Genomic DNA, 24706 nt, shown 5'->3' with positions numbered 1-24706 from the left:
CCTGGTTGAACTCGCTCGGCTCGATCACGCAGGGATTCTGCGTCCGATGCACTCGCCGTGCCCCATTGCGGGGCCGCTCACGCGATGAGTTCGCGGTGGCCTTCGGCGTACCGCCGTGTGCGGCGAAGCTGAATGATCGCGATCGGTGTGGTCACGATCCACAGGAGGACGAACAGGGCGAGAATCCAGCCAGTAAACGGGTTGGGGATACCCGAGGTCAGGGAGAAGATCTGCATGGCCGATAGTGCGACGTAGATGCAGGTCTGGGACGCGAGTTGATAGCCCTGGGTGACCCATGACAGATCGGCGAACTTGGCGGCTGCAGGCTGGTCTGCTTCGGAAAGCTCGTCGCTCTTTCCTCGAAGAACCGCCTTGCCGATCATGCGAACGCGACCGAGATCCGTACCGACGGCATCGCGTTGGCGTTGAGCGAGCCGGAAGACGACGAGCGTGCAGACGATGCCGACTGAGATGACGGCGAAGATGAGCGGCCAAGCGATGAAGTTCCACACATCGATGCCCAGAGAGATGACCATGACGACGATGAGTGCCGCAGTGACGACGAACGTGATCGTGGCTGTCCAGGCCGCTTTCCTTAGATCGCTGCGGAATTCAGGTGACGTGTAGGGCTGCCAGGCGGCATGCGCTCCGACAGCTCGGCGTTCTTCCGCTCGTTGCGCCGCTGGTCCGATCGTGACCGCTGCCGCCGTGAGCCCGATCCCTACTCCGGTGAATGCCACGGCCATCCAGATCGGAGCATCCGCGACGGCGCAATAGACCGTCATGGCGACTGCCGCGATGACCTGGATCCCTACAACGAGACTCAGCGCTCGGCGGTAGAAGCGGCGTGCCTCGGTGGACGATTCGACATCCCAGAACGCCAGGAGAGCCCCGAGCACGAGGGGGCCGATGAGCGTGCCGACGAGCGCGAGGGAGGGCGCCACCAACCACCCATCGATCCGTGGCGAGTGCACCACGACGAGGAACATGGCCGCCATAGTGAGAACCGCTGTGACGGTGATCGCCCCCACGACGAAGGTGACTCGGAGTGTGGTTGCTGCTCGTGTCGGTGGCATCCAGTTTCCCCTGATGGATCGCATATCGGCGTGATGGCTTTCCGCGAATCTATGCGCGGTCGAATAGGGCTGTCGATGCCTTGACAGCCGGGCGGCGACGGCGGTCCAGTGTCGTACGGGCTAGCGAACAGAGATCGAGACGAGGGCTGCAGCGGGGCCCCCGCACTGCTCGCTGCCGCCGACGCGCTCCCAATCCGGCCGGACGGTGTCTTCGGAGAGGATGGCGCCGTCCGACGCGAGGGTGCGGACCGTGACTTCCTCCAGGACGAGCATGTCGGTCGCGAACGTCCACGTGTCGCCCGATTTTTCGGTGAGGGCGACGAGCTGAAGCGGATTGTCGGCGGCGATATCTTCTCCCGGAGCACAGCCATCATCGGTGCACAGCTGGACGTTCGCGACGGTGGTCGTGTCACCCGCCAGTTCGACGGTCAGCACGTTGTTCCACCCGATGGCCGGGCACGCGAACGGCATCCCAACACATCCCGTCAGCGTCAGCAGGGCGATGCCGCTGAGCGCCGCGGCTGCGGCTCGAACCGGACGGGCTGTCATCCGTCAGCTCCTGTCTCCTGCACTCGGCGGTTGTAGGTCAGGATGCGCACGTCCCCGTCGAGCAGGATCTCATCCACGGGCTGGAAGTGGTGCGGAGCGAATGGCCCGTCGAAGAGCGGGACTCCTGACCCGATGACGGATGGATTCTGCTTGAGGACGAGCTGGTCGATTTCGGCGAGGAGCGCGGCAGCGATCTTCCCGCCGCCGCCGACGAGCCAGATGTCTTTGCCCGGTGCCGATTTGAGTTCTCGCAGGAAGTCAGCCGGGTCGGACCCGACGACCTCGACGTCGGGGTCCGGGCTGGTTGTCATCGTGCGGGAGAAGACGATGTGCCGAAGGTGCGGATAGGCGTTGGTCAGCCCGCCGGCGAGTCCGATCTCGTAGGAGCTTCGCCCTTCGACGACGGTGTCGAAGACCAGGGGAGGACCGTCGATGCCCAGCGCCTGCCGCGCGGGCGCGGGAAGTGTCTCCGGATAGTTCGCGATGATGAACTGGACGAGATCGGGAGTGACCGGGAAGTACTCCTGCCCGCTCGGGTCGCCACCGTCAGGTCCGGCGATGAATCCGTCGAGGGTCGTCGCGACGTAGTAGACGAGCTTGCGCATACGGTCCTTCCGGAGTGCGGGACGGGTATGCCAGTCTCTCAGCGACCTGTCTGCACTGCGACCGCTCGGCCATCCCGTGTACCTAAGGGGTCGGTCCGACCGCGTGCGGTTGAAGCACGCAGGCCGTGCCGTACCTCGGCATGTTTTCGCTTACGCCCGGACCCCGAAAGCGGCGACTTCTCGCGCTATCCGCGTCAGCTGCTCGCCCGGCTCGAGGATCAAGTCGCCTTCAACTGTCCAGCCATCGTTTCCCTGATTGAGTCCTCGTCGAATCGTGACCTTCAGCTGGATGACACTGCCCTGGTGGGTCGCGGCCAGACGCAGCTCGCCTTCCAGCGACTCCCAGTTCCGCGTTCCCCGCCAGCCACGCCAGGACTTCTCCATCGAGCCGAAGAACGTCCGGAGACCCTCAAGGCCTCCCCGAAAATCCTCTTCAATCGCGATCACTGCGTTCAGTCCGCTGAGGGCCAACACCGCGACCGCTTGCGTAGGGGCGTCCGGTGCGGGTGGCGTCAAGAGGAGGTACTCTGACGGGCCTCCGATGCGCGCTTCTGGCATGCTCACGATGATGCCGCATCCGGCCAATCAGAGTCAGCAAGCCGTCGACGATCCCAGAGCCTGCGTACGTGTTCGCGTGACGTTCCGCGTCACCGAGGGGCGAGGTGCGGCGTGCGTTTCACTGTGATCGAGAGGATTGCGGCGATGACGCAAAGCGCTGCGCCGCCCCACCAGGCGTAGGTGTAGGTGCCGAAAGAGTCGCGGATGATGCCGGCCCCGAGTGCCGCGCCCGCAGCACCGACCTGGTGGGCGGCGAACACCCAGCCGAAGACGATGGTCCCGCGGTCGCCGAAGATCTCACGGCAGAGGACGGCCGTCGGGGGGACGGTCGCGACCCAGTCGAGCCCATAGATCACGACGAACAGGATCATGCTGGGGTGCACCGTGTCGGAGAGCAGCCACGGCAGAAGGACGAGTCCGACGCCGCGGAAGGCGTAGTACGCGACGAGGAGGATTCGAGGGTCGAACTTGTCGGTCAGCCAGCCTGAGGCAATAGTTCCGGCGATGTCGAAGATGCCGACGACGGCGAGGAGACCCGCCGCGGTGGTGGTGGCCATGCCATGGTCGTGGGCCGAGGGAATGAAGTGGATGCCGATGAGGCCGTTCGTCGTGGCTCCGCAGATCGCGAACGCGATGGCGAGCGCCCAGAAGGATCGCCGTTTCGACGCGAACGCGAGGCCCTCGAGTGCACGGCGTGCGGCGTTCCCGGTCGCTTTGATGGGGGCACTATGGGTCGCCGGGTCGGCGCCGTAGGGGAGTACGCCTCTGTCTTCGGGATAGTCGCGCAGGACGAACCAGACGACGGGGACGGCCGCCAGGGCGACGGCGGCGATGAGAAGCGACGCTGTACGCCATCCCGCGGTCTCAGCAAGTTGGGCGACCGGGGGAAGGAAGATGAGTTGACCCGTTGCCGATCCGGCACTCAGGATGCCGATGACAAGTCCGCGCCGCTTGATGAACCACCGGTTGGCGATGGTGGCTGCGAACACGAGGGCCATGGAGCCGGTGCCGAGTCCGATGAGCACGCCCCAGAAGATCAGCAGCTGCCAGGAGGCTGTCATCAGCACACTCCCGCCGGCGCCGACAGCAACCAGGGTGAGCGCAGTCGCGACGACCTGCCGGACTCCGAAGCGGTCCATGAGTGCGGCAGCGAAGGGTGCGGTCAACCCGTAGAGGAGAAGGTTGACGCTGACGGCAAGAGACATGACGGTCGTCGACCAGCCGAACTCCTCGTTGAGAGGCACCATCAGGGCCCCGGGGGCTGCGCGGAAGCCGGCTGCGGCCAGCAGTGCGAGGAAGGCGACGGCCGCGACCCACCACGCCGGATGTATCCGATGACGTCGCGATGGTGGGTCGCCCACGGGGGAGGCGGGCAGGTCTGGCAGCGCGTTGCCCTTCTCGCGAGTCATCAGTGGCCTCCGGGGGCGGTCTTGCTTAGACTTTCTTGAAGAAAGCTACATCAGGTGCTCGTGAGGGTGCCACTCCGAGGAGCGTTCCCATGCCACTTCGTTCCGATTGGTCCGGCGAGTACTGCCCGATCCGTCGCTCTCTCGACGTGCTCGGCGACCCGTGGGTCCTCCTGATCATTCGCGACGCGCTGCACGGTCGCGGAAGGTTCGATTCTCTGCGCGACAACCTCGGGATCTCGGAGGCCGTGCTCAGCAGGCGGCTGTCCGCAATGGTCGAGGCTGGCCTCCTCACTCAGGTCGACTACCGAGATGGCGGGCGTGTGCGCCAGGGCTACGCTGCGACGGAGGCGGCGACCGAGTTGCTGCCGGTGCTGCAACAGCTCGCGATCTGGGGTGAACGTCACACGCCGATGCCTGACGGCGGCGGTCACATGGCGATGATCCACGAGCGGTGCGGAAACGAGACCAAGGGTGCGCACACATGCAGCGCGTGCGGCGAAGAACTCACCGCAGACCAGATGACCTGGGTGAAGCCGTGGAAAGAGACCCGCGATCGACTCCAACCCGCGGGAGTTCTCGCCGAGGTCAACTGAGACGCCTGCAACAGCTTGCCTTTGGTGAGCACGACGGCGCGAGGCGGGTCGCCGGGATCGCCTTAGTCGGTCGTCGCTCGCAGCTCCCGGCGTCGGACAATGGGCTCATGCTTGTTGTGATCTCCGGACTGCCTGGCACGGGCAAGACCGCCGTTGCCGCCGAGGTTGCTCGCGGAGCCGTAGCTGTCCACCTTTCCATCGACACGGTGGAGGACGCGCTTCTCGGCGCCGGGTTTCCTCGTTCGTGGACGACGGGCGTCGCTGCATACGAAGCTGTGCGGGCCGCGGCGGAGCAGAACCTGCATCTCAGGCGCACCGTCGTGGTCGACGCCGTGAACGACAGCGAGCCCGCGCGCGACACGTGGCGTCGCGCCGCCGCGGCAGCGGGCGTCCCGCTGGTGTTCGTTCTCCTCACTCTGGATGACACGGAAGAGCATCGTCGTCGGTTGGAAGGGCGGCGTCGAAACCTCGAGAACGTGCTCGAGCCGAGCTGGGATGACGTAGGCAGCCGTCGCGCGTCCTTCGAGCCCTGGCCGGACGTGCACCTGCGGGTCGATGCGAGCGAGTCGATCCAGCACATCACGAGCGTCATTGCGTCGCAGCTGAACGCGCCCGCGGAGGGCTCATCGCCTGTCGATCGTGGGCGCTAACCCTTCAGTTAGCAGACGGCTCAGGTCTGCAGCGGGTGCCCGGAGTTCTCGCCGGTGATCCGGTGCAGCCGGATGCTGGATCGGATGCCGGCTGCCGCCAGCAGCCCTGCGGCGGGGAGCACATTGATCCCGATGCCGGGTTGGAGCACGGTCGCGACGATGATCACAAGCGCACCCGCGATCAGGAGCACTCTTGCAGCGGCTCCCTCGAGGAACAGGGCAATGATCGCCGAGGCGATGGCTGCCGAGGTGAGGATCGCTAACGGGCCAACCGCCGCGATCCAGAACTCCGGTCCTTTGACGGGTGAGAGCTCGTCGTCCACGAGCGTCGCAGCTGCGCCGAAGGTGCCCGCCAGGATCCACACCGCGGACACGGTCGCGAGGGCGACGAGGCAGCGGCGTGCGTCGCGGCCGTCCCGAACACGGATCGCGATGATCGGTCCGGCGATCGCGGTAGCGAGCCAGACGACGAAGAGGAATAGACCGAAACCGATGTAGCCGATTCCGTCGCTACATGCCCACTCGCTGCCGCCCGGACCTCCCATGTCGATCGTCGAGCACTGGATGTGCAGCTCGTCGCGGAGCAAATCGATGGCCAACAGTCCGAGCGGCAAGCCCAGGACGGAAGAGGTGATGGCGGCGAGCGCCGCCGACAGGCGGATGGCGCGGCCGTCGGTGTCGCGCTTGCGGTCTGGTGCGCTCATGTCACCGACGACGCTAGCAAGCGCATCATGCCGCCCTCCGCCCGGCAGATTCTGAGTCTACGAGTAGAGATCGCCTAGTACACACCCGCCGCCGCCGCGAGTCGTAGTGAGTGCGGAAGACCAATAGCCGCAGTCTCTGGATTCGAACCACCAATAGATCGCCCACTGGTCGTCGTGCGGGACGACGTCGTACGCGTACTCGACCACGACATGCTGCGGTTCTGAGAGTGAAACCCCGTCAGGGTCGCGCTGAACGAGATAGCGCTCGCGGGTCTCTACGGTGTACTGGTACTCAGGTCCGCGGACGTCGGTGACCACGATCTCGGCATCCGCGACGATCGCCGAGAAGGCGCTGGCTCGGGCATCGAAGCTCGCGCAATCGGTGATGCCCGCCTCTTCCTGCTCGCGCTGAGTGGTGATCACCAGATATGCCGCGCAGTCCTCCTCGCGCCACGCTTCAATGAACGCCTCGACCGTCGCGATGACAGCGCGCTGGTTGTCGTTCGTGGGCGTCGCTGTCGGCACCGCACTCGGTGCCGTGACCACAGTGAAGAGCACGACCGCCGCGCCGACGATGGTGGCGAAAGCCGCAACTGCGGCCACCCAGATCACTGCGAGGCGTGCGCCGGAACCATTCTTCTGCATCTGACTCCTCAAGCCGGATGGGGTCACCGCTCCGGCTTGCGAGTCGCAACCGGCGGTGACGACTGCCGCAAAGCTGAGCACGACGGGTCTTGGCGCATCTTTGGTTGACCGGCAACCGCACTCGCGTATGAGAGTAGCAATCTCGTTGATAGACCTACGTGCGAGTGTCATCTGCTCGACGCGTCCCGCGACGATCGGCTCGATCGCTAATCTCGGAGGCGTGCTGATTGGGATTGATGATCCGAAGGCGCCGGACGTCCTCGCCCTGCTGGAGGAGCATCTGCGAGACATGTTCGCGTCATCGCCGGCGGAAAGCGTGCATGCGCTCGATCCCGAGGCGCTTACCGATCCAAGCATCACCTTCTGGGCCGCGCGCGACGCGGAGACCGGCGAACTTCTCGGTGTCGGAGCCTTGAAGCAGCACGACGCGACGATGGGTGAGCTGAAGTCGATGCGCACGAGCGCCGCAGCACGCGGTCGCGGTGTGGCAAGCGCAGTGCTGGCCGCGATCCTCGAGGAATGCCGGGCCCGGGGTGTGCGCGAGCTCTATCTCGAGACCGGAACGCAGGACTATTTCGCGCCTGCGCGCGCCCTTTATGCGAAATACGGATTCCGATCCCGTGGGCCGTTCGCCGACTACACCGACGACGCGAGCAGCGCCTACTTCGAACTCGCTCTTTAACGGTGGGGGAGTTCGCGGAGTCGCACGTACTGCACCGATAAGTCGAAGAGCTATGGCAATGGGCAACTGCTTGCTGGCAGACATGGCGGCGTTCGATACTTGGCTCGTGGGATTCGATTTCACCAAGATTGAAGCGTTCGACATAACGCGCATGGACGAGTTTCAGGGAGCGGCCGAACGAGTCGGGGTTGCGTTTCGCGCTGGTGGATTCTTCTGTCTCGGTGTGATGCTCGCGGGATTCGTCATCTTCCTCGGAGTTTCCGGAGCCCCCATCTTCGGGACGATCGCGTTCGGCGTTTTGGCGATCATGATGTTGCTGGGTGCCGCGCGGTGGGCTCTGGCCTGGGTGCGCAGCCGACCGCGCCCCGACGAGGTAGAGCAACCGCACGTCACGTCCGGTCGTCCAGCGCCGGAAGCGGATCTACCGCCTGCGTGATTGACCCCTGTCATCCTTCCCAGGTGTGCACCGGATTGTTGGTGTGCATGGCCTCGCGGTACTCGAGCAGGGTGGCGCGCAGCGCGTCGAAGCGCTCCATCTTGTCGCGGGCGTTCATCTTTCCCACGAACCAGCTGGCGCCTGTGACCCCGGTGAGACATCGCTGCTCGATGATCCCAAGGTAGCGATCCCGATCCGCGGCCGGCACGCCCCACGCGTCCAGACCTTGCGATGCGAGTGGGAGGAGCGTGCGCAGGATCATATCGGTCGCGCGCACCTTGCCCGCGCCGGGCCAGAAGAGCTCGGCGTCGACGCCGTCGCGGGCGGCGGCCTGGAAGTTCTCCCTGGCAGCGGCGAACGACATCTGAGACCACACCGGCCGGCTACTTTCCGCGAGCGCGCGCGTGAGTCCGAAGTAGAACGCGGCGTTGGCGACGGTGTCGGCGACCGTGGGGCCCGCGGCGAGCAAGCGGTTCTCCACGCGCAGATGTGGCATCCCATCGGCGATGTCGTAGACCGGCCGGTTCCAGCGGTAGACGGTGCCGTTGTGCAGCCGAAGCTCGGCAAGGCTCGGCACTCCGCCTCCGTCGAGCACCGCGAGCGGGTCTTCGTCGTCGACGATCGGCAGCAGTGCGGGGAAGTAGCGCACGTTCTCCTCGAAGAGGTCGAACACCGAGGTGATCCACCTCTCTCCGAACCAGACTCGTGGTCGCACACCCTGCGCCTTGAGCTCGTTGCTGCGAGTATCGGTCGCCTGCTCGAAGAGCGGGATGCGGGTTTCGCGCCAGAGCTCACGGCCGAACAGGTAGGGCGAGTTGGCCGCCACGGCGAGCTGTACGCCGGCGATCGCTTGCGAGGCGTTCCAGTACGCCGCGAAATCGGCAGGGGAGGTCTGGATGTGGAACTGCACGCTCGTGCACGCCGCCTCGGGGACGATCGAATCCGCCGTGGTCGTCAGGCGCTCGCGGCCCGCGATATCGATCGTGATGTCTTCGCCGCGGGCATCAAGCACCTGCTCGCTGAGCAGACGATAACGGGGGTTGGCGGTGATGGCGCTGCGGCTCAGGTGGCCTTCGGCGAGGGTCGGGAGGATGCCGATCATCATCAGGTGCGCCCCGACGCGGGATGACCGCGCATCGGCGGTGTTGAGATCGGTACGCAGCGAGCTTTCGAAGGTTGCCAGTCCGCCCTCGCTGAGACGTGCAGGCGGGAGGTTGAGCTCAATGTTGAAGCGACCGAGCTCGGTGACGAACGACGGGTCGGCGATCGCCTGCAGCACCTCCTCGTTGCGCATCGCCGGGTCACCGACGTCGTCGATGAGATTGAGCTCGAGCTCGAGACCCGTCAATGGATCCTCGGTGTCGAACTGCGCTTCGCGGAGCATCCGAGCGAACACGTCGAGGTTGCGGCGGATCTTCTCGCGATGGTGTGTGCGGTCCGCTCCGGTGAACTCCTGTGCCGTGACCTCTTCGCCCATGCCGCCACGATAGACCGGCGCTCGCGAACGGTTCGAAACGGATGCCGGGGGTTGACACGGTGTTCCGGGATGCGCGCAGGACCTCACCTCGCAACGGGGTGCACCGCCACGACTCGGGGTCCTCGACTCCAACGCGGTCTACCGCGAGCGGAGTGCTTGGCAGGTGGCGAGGAAGCATACGCGTCTGCGCTGGAGTTCGCGGCATAGGATGGCCGCTAAGACTGACGCGCACGAGTTGACCCCGTCTCGCGCCGCGGCGAATGACAGGCGGTCAGATCGGACCGAGACGATCAAGGATGATGGGTCGGTGACTTCTGCGGCTCTCAACATGCTCGGCCCCATTACCGAGCTCGGTGCGTTCGGGTCGCTGCGCCTGCCAGCTGCTGTATGGCGACGTGGAGATAGTCCGCGCGCTCAGGCGCCACCGTCGCCCTCCTGATCACTCGATAGGGTGCCCTGCTCGAGCATTCGGCGGTACTGGCGTCGGGGCGAACCACGAGTGGCCAAGCCGGCCGATCGCGTCGCCGACTGCGCCTGACGGCGCGCGCGTCGGCGACTGGGGAGAGTGATGTCTCCCCACGAGGCTGCTTTGAACAGCATGTAGCCCACGCACCAAAGCAGAACGAGTCCTGTCAGCCAGGCTCCGGCACCGGTCCACATTGGGGTGTGGACGATGTTGTTGGCTTCGTCGCTGATGATCGCGGTCGGCTGATAGCCCGCACGTGCGGTACCCGTGTCGTCGGTCCATCCGTCCAGATAGACGCCACTTTTGACGATGTTGCCATCGTCGCTTACCCATGTCCCCACCGGGCGACAGCCGCCTCGCCATCGCGGCTCACAGTCAGTCTGCGTGAACGTGCCCCAGATCCGTGGCTGCCCCAGGTCGAGAACCCCGGCAACGAGGAGCGCCGCGAAGACGAGCGCGAGACCGCTGCCGATCACGTAGAACGCGAGCTGACCAAACCGACGCCACCACGCGCGCCGTCGGTTCTGCCTCTCCATGTATCGGTCATACTCCGCGTGCGGAGACGGCACGCGCGATTCGGTCACGGACGCGACTCTAGTCGGAGCCGACATACGCGCCTGAGTCGCCCCGGCATGTTCGGAGAGCGTTTTGTTGGTGTTAGCCCGCTCGTTCGAGGGGTTCTGTGTGAGCGTAGTCGAGCTGTTCGAGCTCGACGGGTGTCAGGTCGTCGATCGAGCCGTGGGTGCGTTCGGTGTTGAACCACTGCACCCAGTCCGCGGTCGCGACTTCGACCTGATCGACGTCGCGCCAGGGGCCCTCGTGATGGATGAGTTCGGACTTGTAAAGTCCGATCTGTGATTCCGCGAGGGAGTTGTCGTAGGCGTCGCCCACGGACCCGACGGAGGGATCGATGCCCTCGTCGATGAGCCGGTCGGTGAACGCGATCGACGTGTAGACGGACCCGGCGTCGGTGTGATGGGTGAGACCGGCGAATCCGGTGACGCCTTCGCGCCGGCGGGTCCAGAGCGCCATCTCGAGACAGTCCAGAACGAGCGGGGTCGTCATCGAGGTCGCGGCGCGCCAGCCGAGGATGCGGCGGGAGTGCGCGTCGAACACGAACGCGACGTAGACCCACCCGGACCACGTCCAGACATACGTGAAGTCCGCCACCCAGAGCTGGTTCGTGCGGAATCTCGCGAAGTGCCGGTCGACGAGATCAGCTGGTCTGGTCTCCCGCGGGTCCGCATCGACCGGGCGCTTCCGGCGCCCGCGAATCACACCGGCGATCCCGAGGTCGCGCATGAGGCGTTCGACCGTGCAGCGGGCGATATCGTGCCCGTCACGACGGAGCCTCAGCCAGAGTTTCCGGGCGCCGAGGAGCTTTCGCTGCTTCTGCCAGGTGATCAGGATGATCGGCTTCCACCGTTCGTCCGACACCTCCCGGGGGGAGGGGCCGCGCCGTCTCGCGTCGTAGTAGGTCGATGGGGCGATCTTCACGTCATGCTGGGTGAGCACGGCGCAGATCGACTCGACACCCCATCGCAGCCCACCATCACGGCGGTCCTTGTGCGCCTCGATGAAGGCGACTAACGCAGGTGTGGCCGGTCGAGTTCGGCCGCAAAGAAAGTCGAAGCCGCCTTCAATATCTCGTTCGCCCGCCGCAACTCGGCGTTCTCCCGCTTCAGCTTCTTGATCTCGGCCTGCGCGTCGGTCGTGACACCCGGCCGGTCGCCGGCATCGACCTCACGCCGGCGAATCCACGTCCGGATCGTCTCCGGCGAACCGATACCGAGCATCCCCGCCACCGCCGCCATCGCGGCATACTCGCTCGGATAATCGGGCCGCACCTCGGCGACCATACGGACAGCGCGCTCACGAAGCTCACGCGGATACTTACTGGGACGTCCCATAAGACAGATCCTTCCAAGGAATCTGCCCTCCGGACACACCGGGGTGACTCACGCCCTTCCCCGTGCGGGATCACTGTTGGGTCACCAGCGCCGAAACGGATCGCAGCGACTCCAGCCTGCGCCTTGGGTGGTCCCGGATCCCCATCCGGGCTATGTCCGTTGGTGGGGCGTCGCGGGCGGGCCATGAGGTGCCCGACCGGTGCCCTGAACCGAGCGGCTCGGTCACCTCGCCTATTCAGGCTTCCGCGAGAAGTGCCGTAGCCAGCGGTCGTGGTAGCTCGCAGCCGAGTGTCGTCGTCCGTGGGAATCGCCCATGGCGATGATCCGCGGGTAAGCCGCAAGAAGCCCGTCCCATCCGATCACGTGCTCGGGCCGATCAACCGCTGGCAGGTCGGTCACGAGCGCGTCGGATTTGCGGGCGTTGCACATGGTGTGGAGCGTCGTGAGGTTCGCGATGTCGCCGGTGCCTCCGCGGGCGTGGGCGAACTTGTGGTCCGCTTCGGGAGCGAGTGCCCAGTACATCGGGTGGATCGCTCCGTGACGGTAGTTGGGGTGGTACGGCAGCTCATCAGGGAACAGGTCGCTGAACGCGACGAGGACGTTCCGCGGGACGCATCGTCCACCGCAATACGTGCAGGTCATCTCATCACGCAGGAAGACCTGCGCGCGCATGGGATCGGTGACGTCGCGAGACCGGCGTTCGGCGGGGTCGGTCGCTGGTCCAGCTTCCGCTGCGTAGCGAAGCCGTCCTTCCCAACGCTCGAACGTGATCGGTTCGATGCCGCTCCGAGCGCCCTCGAGGTCGCCGCTCACGATCGCTCCCGCCGCTGCCCTGAGCGCGTCGGCGTATCTGTCTAAGTCCTCGAGGTCGAGGGTAAGGATGGCGGTCACGGCGCCACTGTATCCATCCCCATCCGGGCAATGCCCGCATAGCGAATCTCTTCGCGCAAGCCAGATCGGATGTCAGTCCCCACCTTCAGTTGGGTTCCGTGTATTGCTTGGGCGCTCGGGACTCGCTGAGTGGATCGAGTTTGGCGAGCGAAGGGAACTTCTGGAGGAGTTCTCTCGCTTCCTCTGCCGCATGTCCTCGGAGATCTAGGGCGCGAAACACGAGCGGCGCAATCTCGCGGCGCCTCGCATGTCCGTACTTCCTTGGTCTTCTGATCGCGCGCGACCAATCGCTGACAGCCCCTTCCGGTAGCGCGATGATGACACGATCGATGTAGGTCGGGTCGACGTTATCGGCGGCTGCAGACCATGCCGCTAGCCCTTCAAACGGGTCACTGAAATTGCCGGACAGCCCCTCCACCATTGCGGAAAAGTTGCTCTCCATCAGCTCGCCAGTCAGCTCACGATTGACATCGGCGAGGCGCGATATCGCGGCGGCGGCGTAGTCCCAGCGCTGATGCTGCAAGCCGAGGTCGAAGGGAACTCCGCGCAGCATTGCGCGAAAGGTCAATTCCGGAGCCATGAGCGGGAAGTAGAGGCTTAGTCTCGTGAGTCTGGGCTCGAGTCTCTCAAGAATTCCATTCACCTCGTCGGGGCGGCACTCCCAGAGTTCGGTGACGACGTAGAAGTGGTCATCGCTCGGGTTCTCCACAGCAAGCAGGTTCCGCTCGAACTCAGCGAGATCCACGGACGCGGCGATGCGGCGAAGCACAGGCGGACTAACCTCGCGCAAGAAGACAAGTAACTCCGGGAAGTTCGTCCGGCCCCATTCAGCTGCCGGGCCCGCGAGTGCCTTCGCGATGGCCTCGGTCTCCAGTGCGTCCGAGAAGTGGCGAGCCGCTGCGAGGGCCTCCCTCGGAGGCCTACGGCGGCCACGCAGGAATCGCGGAGCGAACCCGAGGACGAATGCTAGGACGTCGAAGATGTCCGACCAGCTGTGGATCGGGTCGGCCGAGTACAGTCGCGCGAACGTCGACGCGGCGTTGTCGAAGAGGTCGATTGCAAACGCATGGTCTATGGAGGCGAGGGCGTTGATCAGTTCAGCCATCGCATCGAGATCAGTGCTCTTCCCCCCCAAAAAACCTCGATAGGCGTTCTTATCGAGTTCGAGCGCGGCTGCCTCGCGCAGCTCGCCATTTGCTGCGGTCAGGATCCGGTTCACGCCACGCGAGGTCGAGTAGATGTGGCCCCAGCCGCCTTCAAGCACAAGGGTCGCCAACCGCGTCGGGTCGGCGTGGGAGACGAGTTGAGCGGAGAACCGATTCCGCTCGCGGTGGTCGTGATTGTAGAGAGCGTTGATTAGGTCTCCAAGTGACCAAGCGTTCTGCGGGGTCAACTGACGGAGCCAAGCCGCGATCGAGTCATGTTGCTCCCGAACGATCGGCAGCACCACCTCGGGGCACCATGTCAGCGTCTCGGTCAGAAGCTGGGCTCCCTCTGCGGTGCTATCGGCCGAGCTGTCGATGGCTTTGCGCGCCAATTGTGCCCACCGTGCCGCATTCAGGACCTGCGTCTTGTAGCGCAGCACCCATTGAGATTCTCCGACCAGGTTTCGCCCGATCAGCCAACTGCACCCGCGCAGCGGCGTCGAGGTCAGGTCGAGGTAGTGCGCGATTAGCGCCGACGCGAGGGTTTGGTCTCGACGCGCTTCTGCTTCGGGCAGTTCGGGAGGCCGCTGAATCTCGACCCCAGACGGTCGAGCGGGCGTCCGCAACTCTCGCTCGGCGGAGGCGATTGGGCGGACCGCGACGGACTTCTGAGGGGTGTGACTATAGAACGGCGGGTGCAACATCCATCCAACGACGTGATAGGCAGCCTGCAAGTGAGGGCAGCGCAGCCTGCTGTCTGACTCGATGATCGCCCTTTGCGACAGCAAGATCTCCAGCGCCGAGTCCAGCCATGCCTGATCTCGATCGAGTATGTCGAGGAGGTTTGAAAGCTCGGACCGTGTCACGCCAGAGTCGACCCCTGCGATCTGTGCAATCGCGACAGCAGTGAGTGCGACGTCGGCGCGGTTTCGTTCGCGGAGGTCGAGCGTGAGCCGTCGAGCGCGCCGCCAGCCTCCCGTAAGCACATAGAAGAATTGCCACGGAGAGCTCTCTCGCTCCGCCACAGCTAGCCGAAACTCAAGCGGCGTTTGCGTCGGCAGATTGCCTACGTGGTCATCCAAAGCTTCCACGAGCGGGATGAATGTGTCCGAGTTGTCACGTATGTGGTGGGCTAGCCGTGCGACGGCGGCGATTCCGCTTACGTTGATCGTCTTCACACCGCCCGCCACCTGATCGACGCCTACGATGAGGACAAGCCGATCAGGGGTAGCAGACTCGGCAAGCTCGCGGACGACATCCGCTGGCAGATCCTGCGCATCGTCTATGAAGAGGACCCTCCGATGGGGGAAGGTCTTCAGGTCTCCAATCCAGGACCCAATGCTCTGTCCGCGGGCACAATCGCGGAGGCGGAGGATCTCATACCCTCGGCGCGACATCTTTCGCAGCGACTGATAGGACGTGATGGACTTGCCGCTTCCGCTCGGACCGTTCAGGACCACAGCGCGCTGATGGACCAGCGCAGAGACGACCCGGTCTACCTCGGATAGTTCCGGGCACGCGTCGACGTCGGAGGGGCCAAGGCGCTCGCCGGCCAACGCCGCCTCGATCCCGCGGCTGCCGCCAAAGGTGACGCTGTGCCAACTGCTGGATTCTTCAGCGTGCAGCAGGTCAGTGGTGATGCGACCGAGCGCTTCATCTGCCGTGAGGGGAATGTCGTAATCGCCGGTCACGCTCGGCCCGATCCGGATGGTTCTCCAACGGGTGTCAAGCGGGCTGATCAACTCGCGTGAGATCGTTTCGTCACTCTCTGAGTAGCCGACCACGACGAGCGTGCGGGCGTGGTCGACGACAAGTTGATCTATGCGGGTCCGCACAGCGGCGGTCACGGTGCCATCCTCGTGGGGCAAGATCCACTCTGAATCAGGATCGGCCGCGTCTCCGTGAGGCTTGAAGAGCACGCCCGCCGGAATGGCAGTACCGTACAGACGTTCGTATGCCCGTTCGAGGGCTGTGTCCCAATTGAGCGATACGACTGTCTCGATAATGTCGGCGTGAATCAAGCGAGCCAGCGCTTCATGAGCTCGTGATGGTTGAGTGCTGCGATCCCTGTCGATCGCCGCAAACTGGGATTGAAATCGCGCGCGCGAACTTGCGCTACCCGCCAGCGATTCCCATGCCCGAGAAGAGTCGCGCGACGTGTCCGGGCGCGTCGGAAACGGCCTCCCCAGTGACTCATACAGCAAGGCGTCGAGGCCCGCGGTCGCGGGGAACCGTGCAGCGATCGACACGCCTGCGCCGACAACCGCGACAGCGCCCATGTTGAGCGACTGCCGTAGAGCGCTCAAGGCGCCTGAAAGGTTGGCGCGAGCTGCGTTGGTTTGTGCCATCACCTAAGCCCCTGGATTGGTGTTTCCGCGCCGCGAGTCTCGCGCGTCTCCCAATTGTGCTGCCTCCTCCGCCCCTGCTCGCGTACCCTGGGCGTCGCGTGTCGGTGCCGTCGGATTGGGTGCTCGAAGTCAATGCCCTAGGCGACGTTGCCTAGAAGGAAATCGTGCAGGCGTTGAATCACGTTAGTGAGCGACAGGTCTGTGAAGGAGATGGCGGCGTAGGCGCCACCTCGCCCGGATGCCATGCCGCAGGGCAAACTGACGCGGTGGACATTGACGTGTTGGGGGCCTTGCCGCTAGCAGACCGATGGACGTTCGTCCGCGGCCGGATCGTGGAGACGTCCGTCGAGCTCGACGCAGCACTGCGGGGTCTCCATGCTCAGCTGAGAGGGTTGGACAGCGTCGAGGCGTTGTTGTCCGCGCCTGTGAACTGGACGCAGGCCGTCGACCAGTGTCGAACCATGACGGCGTGCGCGGCGGTCGAAGAGTCAGCCATTCGAGCTGCCATCGGCAAGGCACTCGATGAAGCGGCAATCGCCTACGAGAGACGCAACCGGTACATGCATGACCTCCTCACCGCGGATCTCGCTGACGAGTTGCTTCCAGACCCGACGCTTATCGATAAGCGCAACGAGTATTACCTGCTCCGGCTTGCCTCGAAACAGAACTCCGCCGCCGTCACACACGTCGTTCTCGACGACGCGATCGACACGGTCAACGCCCTCGTGGCCGCGATATGGAAGGTTCGAGCGGCGCGTGGCTACCTTGCCGGACAGACGACCTGGAGGACGGCGCTCCTGGGTGAACTGGAGGGCGATTGGCACGGAACCGCGACCTGGACATACGGCGGCCCAGACAATGACTGAGCGCACGCGGGCGGGTCCATCAGAGGGCAGATGTTCCGTCAGTGACCCTGCGATCGACGCGCCGCGCGCTGCGAGTCCCTGATCCCCGCTGCTACTGCCTTGCGGATGACCCAGTAGAGCGCATAGAGCGATACTGCGGCAACGGTGACGATGAGGGCGGTGCCGGTGAATGAATCCACGTCTCGACGGTTTCATCTCCCGCGAGTTCGCGCAATCCGCGCCCGGAGCGCGGTCCATCACCGTCCAGAAATCGGCGCGGAGTCCGGTGTCTGTCGTGATGAGCGGCTATCGCGCGGCTCGGATGGGTATCCGGACTGAACCCGCAAGCCCGCGCGATACGCCTTGCTCTTCTCGACCCCGCCCGCGGGCTAGTTGTCTGAGATGCCGGCGAACGAAACGAGGCGCGGATTCTCGAACCCGTCCCAGCCGTTGTAGGCGAAAGCCTCACGCAGCGCCGCCTTATTCATGTGGCGGTACACCGCAGCGAGCTGGACGTCGGTGCCATCAAAGAGTGCGGCGCGGGCGAGTGGATCGTCCAGCACCGTGAGAAAGGCAGGCTCGGACCGCGTGGAGTAGTAGAGGGCGAAGTTGGTGTAAGCGCCGAGCTTGTCATTCTCGTCTCGGCCGGCGTTGGCGATGCCGCGATAGACATCAAACTCGACGAGCAGATTCGTCAGATCCCGAGGTGGGCGCTCACCGATGAGCTCAAACAGGTGGGCGGTCACGGCCTTTGCTGCCTCGATTACGCCTGTTCGCGTGCCTTCATCGTCCTTCAGCAGCTCCGCTCGAGCCACCATGACCTCAGCCTTCCGAAGCAACGACTTCCAGTAGCCACCGTGCGTGCTGATCGGAGTCAGGCGGACCAGGATCGCCAAGTCCTGCCACTGCCTTTCTTGCACGAGAACGGCACCGACAGCATAAAGGTGCATAAGCACCTCCTTATGGCCGAGCGGGAACCGGCGTGGCTGGCTGACGAAGTCTTCATCGACCGCCTCGTAGATTTCGCGGTAGCCCTCGATCACTCGGGCGAATGTCGCTCCAGCTGGGTAGCGTGCGGAGAGCGCGGCGATGATGTCTAGCCGGTCGAGCTGATCGCCCAGCTCAGACGCCACGGCGCGAGCGTCTTTCCCCGTGGCAGTATCAACGACCTCCACGGCGTTGCTGATCGTCTTACGCAGGAGGAGATCCAGACCGACTTCGTCGCCACGGCGGATCAACTCTCTAACTGCCGCACTAAACGATGCCGCTGGCATCTCGACGTTCACGTTAACGAACCCACCGGGCTCAAACGTGGGGGATGCGGCACGCACAGTCTCAAGAATGTCCCGTCGCCATTCCTCCTTGCGGGCTGCGATCACTCGCTCGATGACGCCGCGCGCCTCGTGTTGGTTCCATCGAACGCTCGAGGTGCCTCGACGCACAAACACATCGCCGGCGCGCCAAACGGTCCTACTCTCATGTTCGCCGTCTTTCGACATGATTCGAATGCCGTCCACGTTGGGGCCGACACCGATCAACAGGAAGTCGTTCGACTCGATGTTGTGGAGCGCAGCGCTCAAATTGATGGGTTCGCCGAGCACCGAGGCGATCTTCGATCGCACGCGCTGCTCATCGAAGTCGCGGGCCGGCTCGGGCGTGAACTTGCCGCTCGGCGCTCCCTGGTCATCAGCGCCTACGACGATGTAACCACCGGCAGACAAGGACTCCATGGCCGCGATGTCCTTGCACAGCTCGATGAGCTCGGCTTTGCGCTGCGGGTCCCAGGTGACTTTGAAGTCGAGGTCGTCGGACTCTGCGCCGCGCGCAAGCAGCGCACGGAGGCGGTCAAGATCAACGCTCATTGACATAGCGGGAGCGTACATGGGAGCACGGCGCGGCCCGTCGCTCTGCGAGTCCCCTCACCCAACACGGTTGCGCGCGTACGCCGGTCCCCAAGCGAGCATTGCCCGCGTGGGTCGCGCTGGGGCGCGGTTTTCGACCCGGATGCTGCGCTCCCCAGGGCACCGCGGGGGCGTGCGCTTGACGCTCGCACGGGCGGTCGAGACCCGGACAAGCGAGCTCCCGGTACTGCTCCACATGTGACGCATGCGTCGCGAATCGCGTTGCCGCTCGACGTTCTCATGCGCCAGCTCGCCATCTCCACGCTAACCCGAGATCGGGTGGCGACGTCAACGGCAGTGACGCCTCGAATCACACCAACCTTCGCCTTCTTGAGGCACCAGCAAAAGGCCCGCAAGCTCGGCGGCCTCGTTATCCTGCGGCTGACCCGCGGCGTTGGCCGACGGGCGCGCGCGCCTCTACGCCGTCACTGCGTCTTCGCGGCGGGGGCACGCGGCACACGACTTCTTGGCGCTGTTGCAATGGGGAGCCATCGAGCGGGGCGGAACGTGCCGGCCCTTCGGGAGCGGGATTCCGCTCAGGCGCCCCCAGATAGCACCTCCGGCGAGGATGAGCGCGGCTACGACGTATCCCGTGAACGAGATCGCCAGCCCGAACCACTCCAGCGACAGCCAGTACGCCAGCATGACGGCCGAAAGAACACTGACGGTCACGGATGCGGTGAGCGAGAGCGCGAAGACTGCCCTGCCGGTGCGCGCCGACATGTTCCAGACCACCGCATCGGGGAACAGAAGGATTACCAGTCCGACGAGAACAACGGATGCTCCGGCGAAGACGTAGAGGATGAAGAACGGCAGCACTCCATCGGCGCGGGCGGCGAAACCGAGCACGCCCACCGCGATCCCCGCCAGGCACAGCGCCGCGCCGAACCCGTAGCTCGCGCGTCGGAGAGCCGTTGCACCCAGGATGATCGTGGCGGCGCTCAGGAGGATGAAGGACACGCCGAACTCCAACGCGCCCCGTACGAGCAGGTCTACACCTGTTCCGAGCAGCGCGACGCCGACCGCGACGAACCCAATCCCGACGCCGCGGCGACGCCCCTGCAGCAGCAAGAACGCCAACGCCACCAGGAACGTCGTCTGGAAGAAGAAGAACACCGCCTGCGGTGCGTTGTCGCGCATGAGCTCGCGGATCATGAGGCCGCCATCCCCGCACGCCAGCGCCACGACCGTCATCCCGATAGTGGTCAGTCCGGAACGGAAGGCGACGACGGACAGCCTCTGCGCGACGACCTGCTGAGCAGCGCGCTCCCTCGCCGCCGACACCACGAATGCGGTCACCACCATCCACATCCCGGCGAACGTGAAGGACATTGATCCCAGGTCGGGCGGGTCGAGAACCACGAGAAGCGCAACGATCGCACCGTGCGCGGCGCCGACCACAATGAGCGACATCGTCGCGCGGCGATCGAACTGCGCCGACGAGCACCGGTCCCACTTGCGCACCACATTGACGTACACGAACGTCATTGAGAAGAGCATGAGCACGAGCGAACCCACCACGGCCAGGATGTGCACGCCCTGCAGCCACTGTGCGAGTGACGAGATCGCGGCGAGAACCAGAGTGACCAGGGCGCCCACCCACGCGAGCTTCTTGAGGTCGTTGACGGTGAACGATCGGGAGCTCGCCGGTTCAGGCTCGTCGACCTCCGCGCGGATCTTTGTCTTCTTGCTCATGCGATGCCTCCTCTTCGGGGGTCACACGGGAACTAGTCCGCAGGCTTGATCGTGATGCCTTTCTATCACCCCGCGACATTTATTACTACCCCCTCCCACCCCGTGCGGAAAAGAAAGTCCGGCACCGCGGCGCAGCGCTTGACGCAGATCAGCGCAAGCTAGATACTTGCCGTGTGCACGAAACGCTACGGGCGGCTCACATTGTCGCAATGGCCGAGCAGTTCAGGCAGACAATTTTCGGGACCCTTCCCTCCGGGCAGGAGGTACAACTTGGCCCGCTCGCCGGCGTCCTGCTAAGCACGGACGGCCGATGGCGCGATGACTACCTCGCGCGGATGCGAGACCTCCTGCGCCTCGTGCTGCGCACCGCCGTGTGGTCGCGCGATCTCACGTTCTATAAAAACACCGACGTCAGGGATGTCGCGCGCGAGGTCGGCCGACGATGGGGCGTGGAGGAGTTCCCCGCCCAGCACACCGGCGCCGACGGGCGGCGCGTCCTGCGATGGGCAGACGCGCTCGCAGCCGATGAGAGCGTGCTGGCAATCCTCGGCACGTGGCTGTCCAGCGCAGAGGCCGACGGCGTCGGCTCCGCTGTCACGGCTCCGGATCCCACGTGGCCGCTGGAACGCCCGAAGGATTGGCCGCCGACGGCAACCGGCGAGCGGGCGCGCCTCGTTGAATCAGCGCTGCGGAGCCTGGGAACCCATCCCCTACTCCCGTCTGGTGAACGAGGCATGCTTGAGGTGCTCCGCCGCCGCGTGGCGGAACTGCACATGACTTATCTGTCCGATGACCCGCGGGCAAACACGCGCTTCTTTCACCTGCGCCACCGCATTATTCGGACTTGGTTCCATCAGGATCTGCTCGATCTGCACGGGGCCCCCGTACCCGTAGCCGCGGAATCGGAACCCACTGGCTCTGCCGGGATAGTCGCGCGTTCAGAGGCCGCGATCTCCGCCATGCTGTTCCACGACACCGTCCTGAACTGGAACCAGGAGGCGATCGCCGAGATCATCGAGGACCGCTACGCGTGGCGGATTGCGCTCGGCGGTTACGACCCGTTGGAGCAGCTGGTCCGCCGGCGCCATCACCGGCTGGCGGCAAAATCGCCGACGCTGCTGACTGCCCCGCGATCGGTGCTCGACGATCCGGCGTATCTCGATGGTGTCTCCGTTGCGGGGCGCGCCGTCTTCGTGGCGGCCAGGGAGTTTCGCCGTTCAAAATCTCAATCAGATCTGTCTCGCTTCCTCACCCTCCGCGGCAGCCACGACTGGCGAGGAAGCAACCCCCACGAGCAGCGTGTCCTCCTCCTCGCCGATCAGATCGTGCATCTGGCCTCGATCGGCGTCGCCAGCAAGGCGAACCTCGAAGTCCTCGACGGATTCCTGGAGCAGTCAGCAGCGATCCGCCCCGAATACGGCGCCTACGTTTTCCGGGATCGTGCCCTCGACGCGGGCAAGAAGGGCGATCTCGACGATGCGCTCCAGCACGCGGCATCCGGCATGAAGGTCCTCGAAGAGAGCCGCAGCACTGGCCTGTTCTCGGTGAACAGGGCCCAAGCAGAAACCGAGCATCAACTAGCTCTGGCAATCGCGGGATCCCTTGCCCGGATCCTGGAGAAGACGATCGTCGAGCACCCCGGCGTCGCGTCCCGACCGGGTTCCACAGCCCGCATCGCTCACTGGGCACGCGCCGCCGATGCCTGGTCGACGCACACGCTGGACGTGCTACAGCTCATGGAATCGGAGGGGTGGCTGCAAGACGAGACCTTCGCGCACCTCGCCGACCGACGCTGGAGGGCCCAGACCCGCATCATCCGGCACCGGGTGCTGTGTGCGATCTTCACCCTGGCGGCAATCGAAGGAGTCGCAGGCTCTGGTGCGCAGTTCCGCAGCGAACTACGGCTCGACGAAGAGTCATTGCTCGACGCATACCGCGACATGGCGCGCGTGCAGGAGATCTCCGGCACGCAACCGCTGCTGGTGACCCAGCTCGCGCTGTGGCACGCCTTCCTGATGTCCAACGAGATCCCGTTCGAGGCGGACGAGATGAGCGTCCGGCTCCGCCGCTACGACTACCTCACCTCAGCCGATGCCTCGACATCGACGATCGACTTCGACCTCGAGCGCCGCATGCTCGCGGTCGGGCGGCTGATCGACGCGGATTGGGACTCCGGTGTGCTCGAGCGCATCCCGGCCCAGTCCGCCGCCTGGATCGCACTAGACCTTTGCAGCCACGGCACCTATTCGGCGTGGCGCAGGTCGACGCGGGCGCTCAGGCGCGCCGCCCGCGAGGATGCGCCGGACTGATTGTCGCGCGTGAACACGCATCCCGGTCGGCTTGCGCGCGCTTGCGTGTCGCAGAACGACTCGCGGGCAGATTGCCTGCGGAGGCGGCGCCCCAGCGTGGTTGATCTCGGTCTCAGCGGATGCGGTGTGCGCCCCGCAAGACGTTCGCTTATATGCAATAGTTAGGTATATGCCTAGCTATCAGGCGGACGTCGATGCCGTGCTCCGTGCGATCGCCGATCCGACGCGGCGGGCAGTCGTCGAGCGTCTGGCGAAGTCGCCGGCTGCGGTGTCTGATCTGCTGGCCATGTTCTCGATGGCATTGCCGTCCTTTTTGCAGCACCTGCGGATTCTCGAAAACGCCGGAGTTGTGACGTCGAGCAAGCACGGCCGGGTCCGAACGTTCGCTTTGCGACCGGGAGGTCTGGACGTGCTGCATCTCTGGCTCGGGGAGCAGCGCACGCCCGCCGAGACACGCGCGGACCGTCTCGGCATCCACCTCGCCCGAACTAGCAATCAAGGAGATAAACAATGACCCGTGTTCGCATCGACCTCTTCTCGTCGCTCGACGGATACTCGGCTGCTCCCGACTCCGCCGCGGGAAACCCGATGGGTGAGGACTGGGGCGCCCTGACTGCCGCATACGCCGCCACTCGCACATTCCGGCGCAAGGTGTTCGGCGATACCTCGGGGAAAGGCTCGGCGGGCGTTGACGACGAGTTCGCGTCGACGTTCTTCGAGGGGATCGGTGCTGAGATCATGGGGCCGCGATGTTCGGCCTTCACGCCTACCCGGACGACCCGGACTGGCGAGGGTGGTGGGGAGATGAGCCGCCCTTCGGTTGCCCCGTCTACGTTCTCACGCACTCGACGCCCCGAGCATCGATCGCAATGAACGGCGGCACCACCTTCCACTTCCGCGACGGAGCGATCCAGGACGTGCTCTCGGAAGCGACCGCCGCAGCGGACGGTCGCGACGTTCGCGTGGGCGGTGGCATCAGCACCGCCCGTTCCTTCCTGAAGGCGGGGCTCGTGGATGAGCTGCACATCGGGATCGCCCCGATCGTCCTCGGACGCGGAAATCGGGTGTGGGATGACCTGCGCGGGCTGGAGCAGACGCACACCATGTCGACGGTCGTCGCGGAAAGCGGCACCATCCACGTCACCTTCTCACGGTAGGGAGCCGGCGATGGCCACCGAACGCCGTCTGGCGCATTCCAGCTTCACTCTCACTCGCGACTATCCCGTCCCGGTCGAGACCGTCTGGTTCGCGTTCGCCGACGCCGACCAGAAACGCAACTGGACGGGCGACGACGACGCGTTCGAGCCGCGCGAGTGGGCATTCGACTTCCGCGTTGGAGGTCGTGACATCGACGAGGGAAGGTTCCATGGTGGACCTGTCTCGCGCTTCGAGTCGGTGTACACCGACATCGTCGAACATCACCGGATCGTGACCACCTACGACATGTGGCTCGATGGAACGCACATGTCGACCTCAGTCGCGTCTATCGAATTCGAGGTAATCGACGGCGGAACCCGGATGACGCACACCGAGCAGGGGGTGTTCTTCGACCAGTTCTGGGCCGACGGGGCGGCGCGAGAAACCGGCACGCGCGGCCTACACGAGGCGCTCGCACGACACCTCGGAGCGTGATCCGCGTCTATCGGACACGGGATCAAGGTCAACGATCTCAGGCATCCGCGCAGAGGGTCGTTGATCGGGCACTGACGGGGGCTGCGGCCGCGCCGCGTCCCGCGTCGCGAGCGAAGTGCACGTATAGCCCGCCCGGGCAGACTGCGCACCGGGCTACGCCATGCGGACACGACCCGCCCA

The 24706-nt window shown here is 65.0% G+C and carries 24 protein-coding genes; 9 read left to right on the top strand and 15 right to left on the bottom strand.

Annotation, left to right across the window (positions count from 1 at the left end):
- Positions 1-77: 77 nt before the first annotated feature.
- The 5 genes from FBY39_RS15505 to FBY39_RS15485 all read right to left on the bottom strand — a co-directional run bounded on the left by FBY39_RS15505 (position 78) and on the right by FBY39_RS15485 (position 4197).
- Positions 78-1076 (bottom strand): hypothetical protein, encoded by a 999-nt coding sequence (locus tag FBY39_RS15505; RefSeq protein WP_141933439.1) that lies wholly within the window; start codon positions 1074-1076, stop codon positions 78-80.
- Positions 1077-1196: 120 nt separating this feature from the next.
- Positions 1197-1625 (bottom strand): hypothetical protein, encoded by a 429-nt coding sequence (locus FBY39_RS15500; protein WP_141933437.1) that lies wholly within the window; start codon positions 1623-1625, stop codon positions 1197-1199.
- On the bottom strand, positions 1622-2230 hold the full coding sequence (locus FBY39_RS15495; RefSeq protein ID WP_141933435.1) for a dihydrofolate reductase family protein: 609 nt from the start codon (positions 2228-2230) through the stop codon (positions 1622-1624). The genes FBY39_RS15500 and FBY39_RS15495 overlap by 4 nt, the downstream gene beginning before the upstream one ends.
- Positions 2231-2380: 150 nt before the next feature.
- On the bottom strand, positions 2381-2788 hold the full coding sequence (locus tag FBY39_RS15490) for a DUF6228 family protein (RefSeq protein ID WP_141933433.1): 408 nt from the start codon (positions 2786-2788) through the stop codon (positions 2381-2383).
- Between the two features lie 89 nt (positions 2789-2877).
- Complete coding sequence (locus FBY39_RS15485) at positions 2878-4197, bottom strand: MFS transporter (RefSeq protein ID WP_141933431.1); 1320 nt, start codon at positions 4195-4197, stop codon at positions 2878-2880.
- An 89-nt stretch (positions 4198-4286) separates the two neighbouring features.
- Here FBY39_RS15485 and FBY39_RS15480 point away from each other — a divergent pair, with 89 nt between their 5' ends.
- Both FBY39_RS15480 and FBY39_RS15475 read left to right on the top strand, forming a co-directional pair.
- A complete protein-coding gene (locus FBY39_RS15480; RefSeq protein WP_141933429.1) occupies positions 4287-4790 on the top strand; it encodes a helix-turn-helix domain-containing protein in 504 nt (167 codons plus the stop codon).
- Between the two features lie 107 nt (positions 4791-4897).
- Entirely contained in the window at positions 4898-5440 is a 543-nt protein-coding gene (locus FBY39_RS15475) for an AAA family ATPase (protein ID WP_160133145.1), read from the top strand.
- 20 nt (positions 5441-5460) lie between these two features.
- Here the strand turns inward: FBY39_RS15475 and FBY39_RS15470 are convergent, their stop codons facing one another.
- Positions 5461-6144 (bottom strand): hypothetical protein, encoded by a 684-nt coding sequence (locus FBY39_RS15470; protein ID WP_141933426.1) that lies wholly within the window; start codon positions 6142-6144, stop codon positions 5461-5463.
- Between the two features lie 57 nt (positions 6145-6201).
- A complete protein-coding gene (locus tag FBY39_RS15465; RefSeq protein WP_141933424.1) occupies positions 6202-6789 on the bottom strand; it encodes a hypothetical protein in 588 nt (195 codons plus the stop codon).
- 55 nt (positions 6790-6844) lie between these two features.
- Between FBY39_RS15465 and FBY39_RS15460 the strand changes: the two genes are divergently transcribed.
- Positions 6845-7471: a GNAT family N-acetyltransferase gene (locus FBY39_RS15460; protein ID WP_313901710.1), complete on the top strand. Its 627-nt coding sequence runs from the start codon at positions 6845-6847 to the stop codon at positions 7469-7471.
- 52 nt (positions 7472-7523) lie between these two features.
- Positions 7524-7907, top strand: a complete 384-nt coding sequence (locus FBY39_RS15455; protein WP_141933422.1) for a hypothetical protein — start codon at positions 7524-7526, stop codon at positions 7905-7907.
- A gap of 10 nt (positions 7908-7917) precedes the next feature.
- On the opposite strand, the gene FBY39_RS15450 is transcribed toward FBY39_RS15455, so the two are convergent.
- The 5 genes from FBY39_RS15450 to FBY39_RS15430 all read right to left on the bottom strand — a co-directional run bounded on the left by FBY39_RS15450 (position 7918) and on the right by FBY39_RS15430 (position 16144).
- Complete coding sequence (locus FBY39_RS15450; protein WP_141933418.1) at positions 7918-9384, bottom strand: glutamate-cysteine ligase family protein; 1467 nt, start codon at positions 9382-9384, stop codon at positions 7918-7920.
- A 414-nt stretch (positions 9385-9798) separates the two neighbouring features.
- Entirely contained in the window at positions 9799-10434 is a 636-nt protein-coding gene (locus FBY39_RS15445) for a hypothetical protein (protein WP_141933416.1), read from the bottom strand.
- 73 nt (positions 10435-10507) lie between these two features.
- Positions 10508-11760, bottom strand: a protein-coding gene (locus tag FBY39_RS15440; protein WP_141932008.1) for an IS3 family transposase whose coding sequence is annotated in 2 segments (ribosomal slippage) — positions 10508-11478 and positions 11478-11760 — 1254 coding nt in all. Because the reading frame shifts where the segments join, the coding sequence is not laid out codon by codon here.
- A gap of 231 nt (positions 11761-11991) precedes the next feature.
- Positions 11992-12651: an HNH endonuclease gene (locus tag FBY39_RS15435; RefSeq protein ID WP_141933414.1), complete on the bottom strand. Its 660-nt coding sequence runs from the start codon at positions 12649-12651 to the stop codon at positions 11992-11994.
- Positions 12652-12736: 85 nt separating this feature from the next.
- Positions 12737-16144 carry a hypothetical protein gene (locus FBY39_RS15430; RefSeq protein ID WP_141933412.1) on the bottom strand — a complete coding sequence of 1136 codons (3408 nt, stop codon included), beginning with the start codon at positions 16142-16144 and terminating at the stop codon, positions 12737-12739.
- Positions 16145-16410: 266 nt separating this feature from the next.
- Here FBY39_RS15430 and FBY39_RS15425 point away from each other — a divergent pair, with 266 nt between their 5' ends.
- Positions 16411-17010 (top strand): hypothetical protein, encoded by a 600-nt coding sequence (locus FBY39_RS15425; protein WP_141933410.1) that lies wholly within the window; start codon positions 16411-16413, stop codon positions 17008-17010.
- Between the two features lie 38 nt (positions 17011-17048).
- On the opposite strand, the gene FBY39_RS16550 is transcribed toward FBY39_RS15425, so the two are convergent.
- From FBY39_RS16550 to FBY39_RS15415, 3 genes are all read right to left on the bottom strand, one after another.
- A complete protein-coding gene (locus FBY39_RS16550) occupies positions 17049-17189 on the bottom strand; it encodes a hypothetical protein (protein WP_186336966.1) in 141 nt (46 codons plus the stop codon).
- Positions 17190-17378: 189 nt separating this feature from the next.
- Positions 17379-18857, bottom strand: coding sequence for a helix-turn-helix domain-containing protein (locus FBY39_RS15420; RefSeq protein WP_160133143.1), 1479 nt, complete (start codon positions 18855-18857; stop codon positions 17379-17381).
- Between the two features lie 450 nt (positions 18858-19307).
- Entirely contained in the window at positions 19308-20585 is a 1278-nt protein-coding gene (locus FBY39_RS15415) for a hypothetical protein (RefSeq protein WP_141933407.1), read from the bottom strand.
- A gap of 209 nt (positions 20586-20794) precedes the next feature.
- On the opposite strand from FBY39_RS15415, the gene FBY39_RS15410 reads away from it, so the two are divergent.
- From FBY39_RS15410 to FBY39_RS15395, 4 genes are all read left to right on the top strand, one after another.
- Entirely contained in the window at positions 20795-22894 is a 2100-nt protein-coding gene (locus tag FBY39_RS15410) for a hypothetical protein (protein WP_141933406.1), read from the top strand.
- Between the two features lie 199 nt (positions 22895-23093).
- Positions 23094-23408, top strand: a complete 315-nt coding sequence (locus tag FBY39_RS15405; RefSeq protein WP_260838028.1) for a helix-turn-helix transcriptional regulator — start codon at positions 23094-23096, stop codon at positions 23406-23408.
- Positions 23409-23763: 355 nt separating this feature from the next.
- Positions 23764-24051, top strand: a complete 288-nt coding sequence (locus FBY39_RS16755; protein WP_396652290.1) for a dihydrofolate reductase family protein — start codon at positions 23764-23766, stop codon at positions 24049-24051.
- A gap of 10 nt (positions 24052-24061) precedes the next feature.
- Entirely contained in the window at positions 24062-24526 is a 465-nt protein-coding gene (locus FBY39_RS15395; protein WP_141933402.1) for an SRPBCC domain-containing protein, read from the top strand.
- Positions 24527-24706 lie beyond the last annotated feature (180 nt).

The organism is Microbacterium sp. SLBN-146, from assembly GCF_006715145.1.
GTDB lineage: Bacteria > Actinomycetota > Actinomycetes > Actinomycetales > Microbacteriaceae > Microbacterium.
The sequence above is the reverse complement of the archived record's forward strand: the minus strand, read 5'-3'. Positions and strand labels throughout refer to the sequence as shown.

Coding starts and splice junctions, on each gene's coding strand:
- FBY39_RS15490 (WP_141933433.1), bottom strand. CDS start 2,788: ATGCCAGAAGCGCGCATCGGAGGCCCGTCAGAGTACCTCCTCTTGACG.
- FBY39_RS15465 (WP_141933424.1), bottom strand. CDS start 6,789: ATGCAGAAGAATGGTTCCGGCGCACGCCTCGCAGTGATCTGGGTGGCC.
- FBY39_RS15500 (WP_141933437.1), bottom strand. CDS start 1,625: ATGACAGCCCGTCCGGTTCGAGCCGCAGCCGCGGCGCTCAGCGGCATC.
- FBY39_RS15410 (WP_141933406.1), top strand. CDS start 20,795: ATGGCCGAGCAGTTCAGGCAGACAATTTTCGGGACCCTTCCCTCCGGG.
- FBY39_RS15395 (WP_141933402.1), top strand. CDS start 24,062: ATGGCCACCGAACGCCGTCTGGCGCATTCCAGCTTCACTCTCACTCGC.
- FBY39_RS15485 (WP_141933431.1), bottom strand. CDS start 4,197: ATGACTCGCGAGAAGGGCAACGCGCTGCCAGACCTGCCCGCCTCCCCC.
- FBY39_RS15495 (WP_141933435.1), bottom strand. CDS start 2,230: ATGCGCAAGCTCGTCTACTACGTCGCGACGACCCTCGACGGATTCATC.
- FBY39_RS15470 (WP_141933426.1), bottom strand. CDS start 6,144: ATGAGCGCACCAGACCGCAAGCGCGACACCGACGGCCGCGCCATCCGC.
- FBY39_RS15430 (WP_141933412.1), bottom strand. CDS start 16,144: ATGGCACAAACCAACGCAGCTCGCGCCAACCTTTCAGGCGCCTTGAGC.
- FBY39_RS15480 (WP_141933429.1), top strand. CDS start 4,287: ATGCCACTTCGTTCCGATTGGTCCGGCGAGTACTGCCCGATCCGTCGC.
- FBY39_RS15450 (WP_141933418.1), bottom strand. CDS start 9,384: ATGGGCGAAGAGGTCACGGCACAGGAGTTCACCGGAGCGGACCGCACA.
- FBY39_RS15475 (WP_160133145.1), top strand. CDS start 4,898: ATGCTTGTTGTGATCTCCGGACTGCCTGGCACGGGCAAGACCGCCGTT.
- FBY39_RS15420 (WP_160133143.1), bottom strand. CDS start 18,857: ATGTCAATGAGCGTTGATCTTGACCGCCTCCGTGCGCTGCTTGCGCGC.
- FBY39_RS15505 (WP_141933439.1), bottom strand. CDS start 1,076: ATGCCACCGACACGAGCAGCAACCACACTCCGAGTCACCTTCGTCGTG.
- FBY39_RS15455 (WP_141933422.1), top strand. CDS start 7,524: ATGGCAATGGGCAACTGCTTGCTGGCAGACATGGCGGCGTTCGATACT.
- FBY39_RS16755 (WP_396652290.1), top strand. CDS start 23,764: ATGAACGGCGGCACCACCTTCCACTTCCGCGACGGAGCGATCCAGGAC.
- FBY39_RS15415 (WP_141933407.1), bottom strand. CDS start 20,585: ATGAGCAAGAAGACAAAGATCCGCGCGGAGGTCGACGAGCCTGAACCG.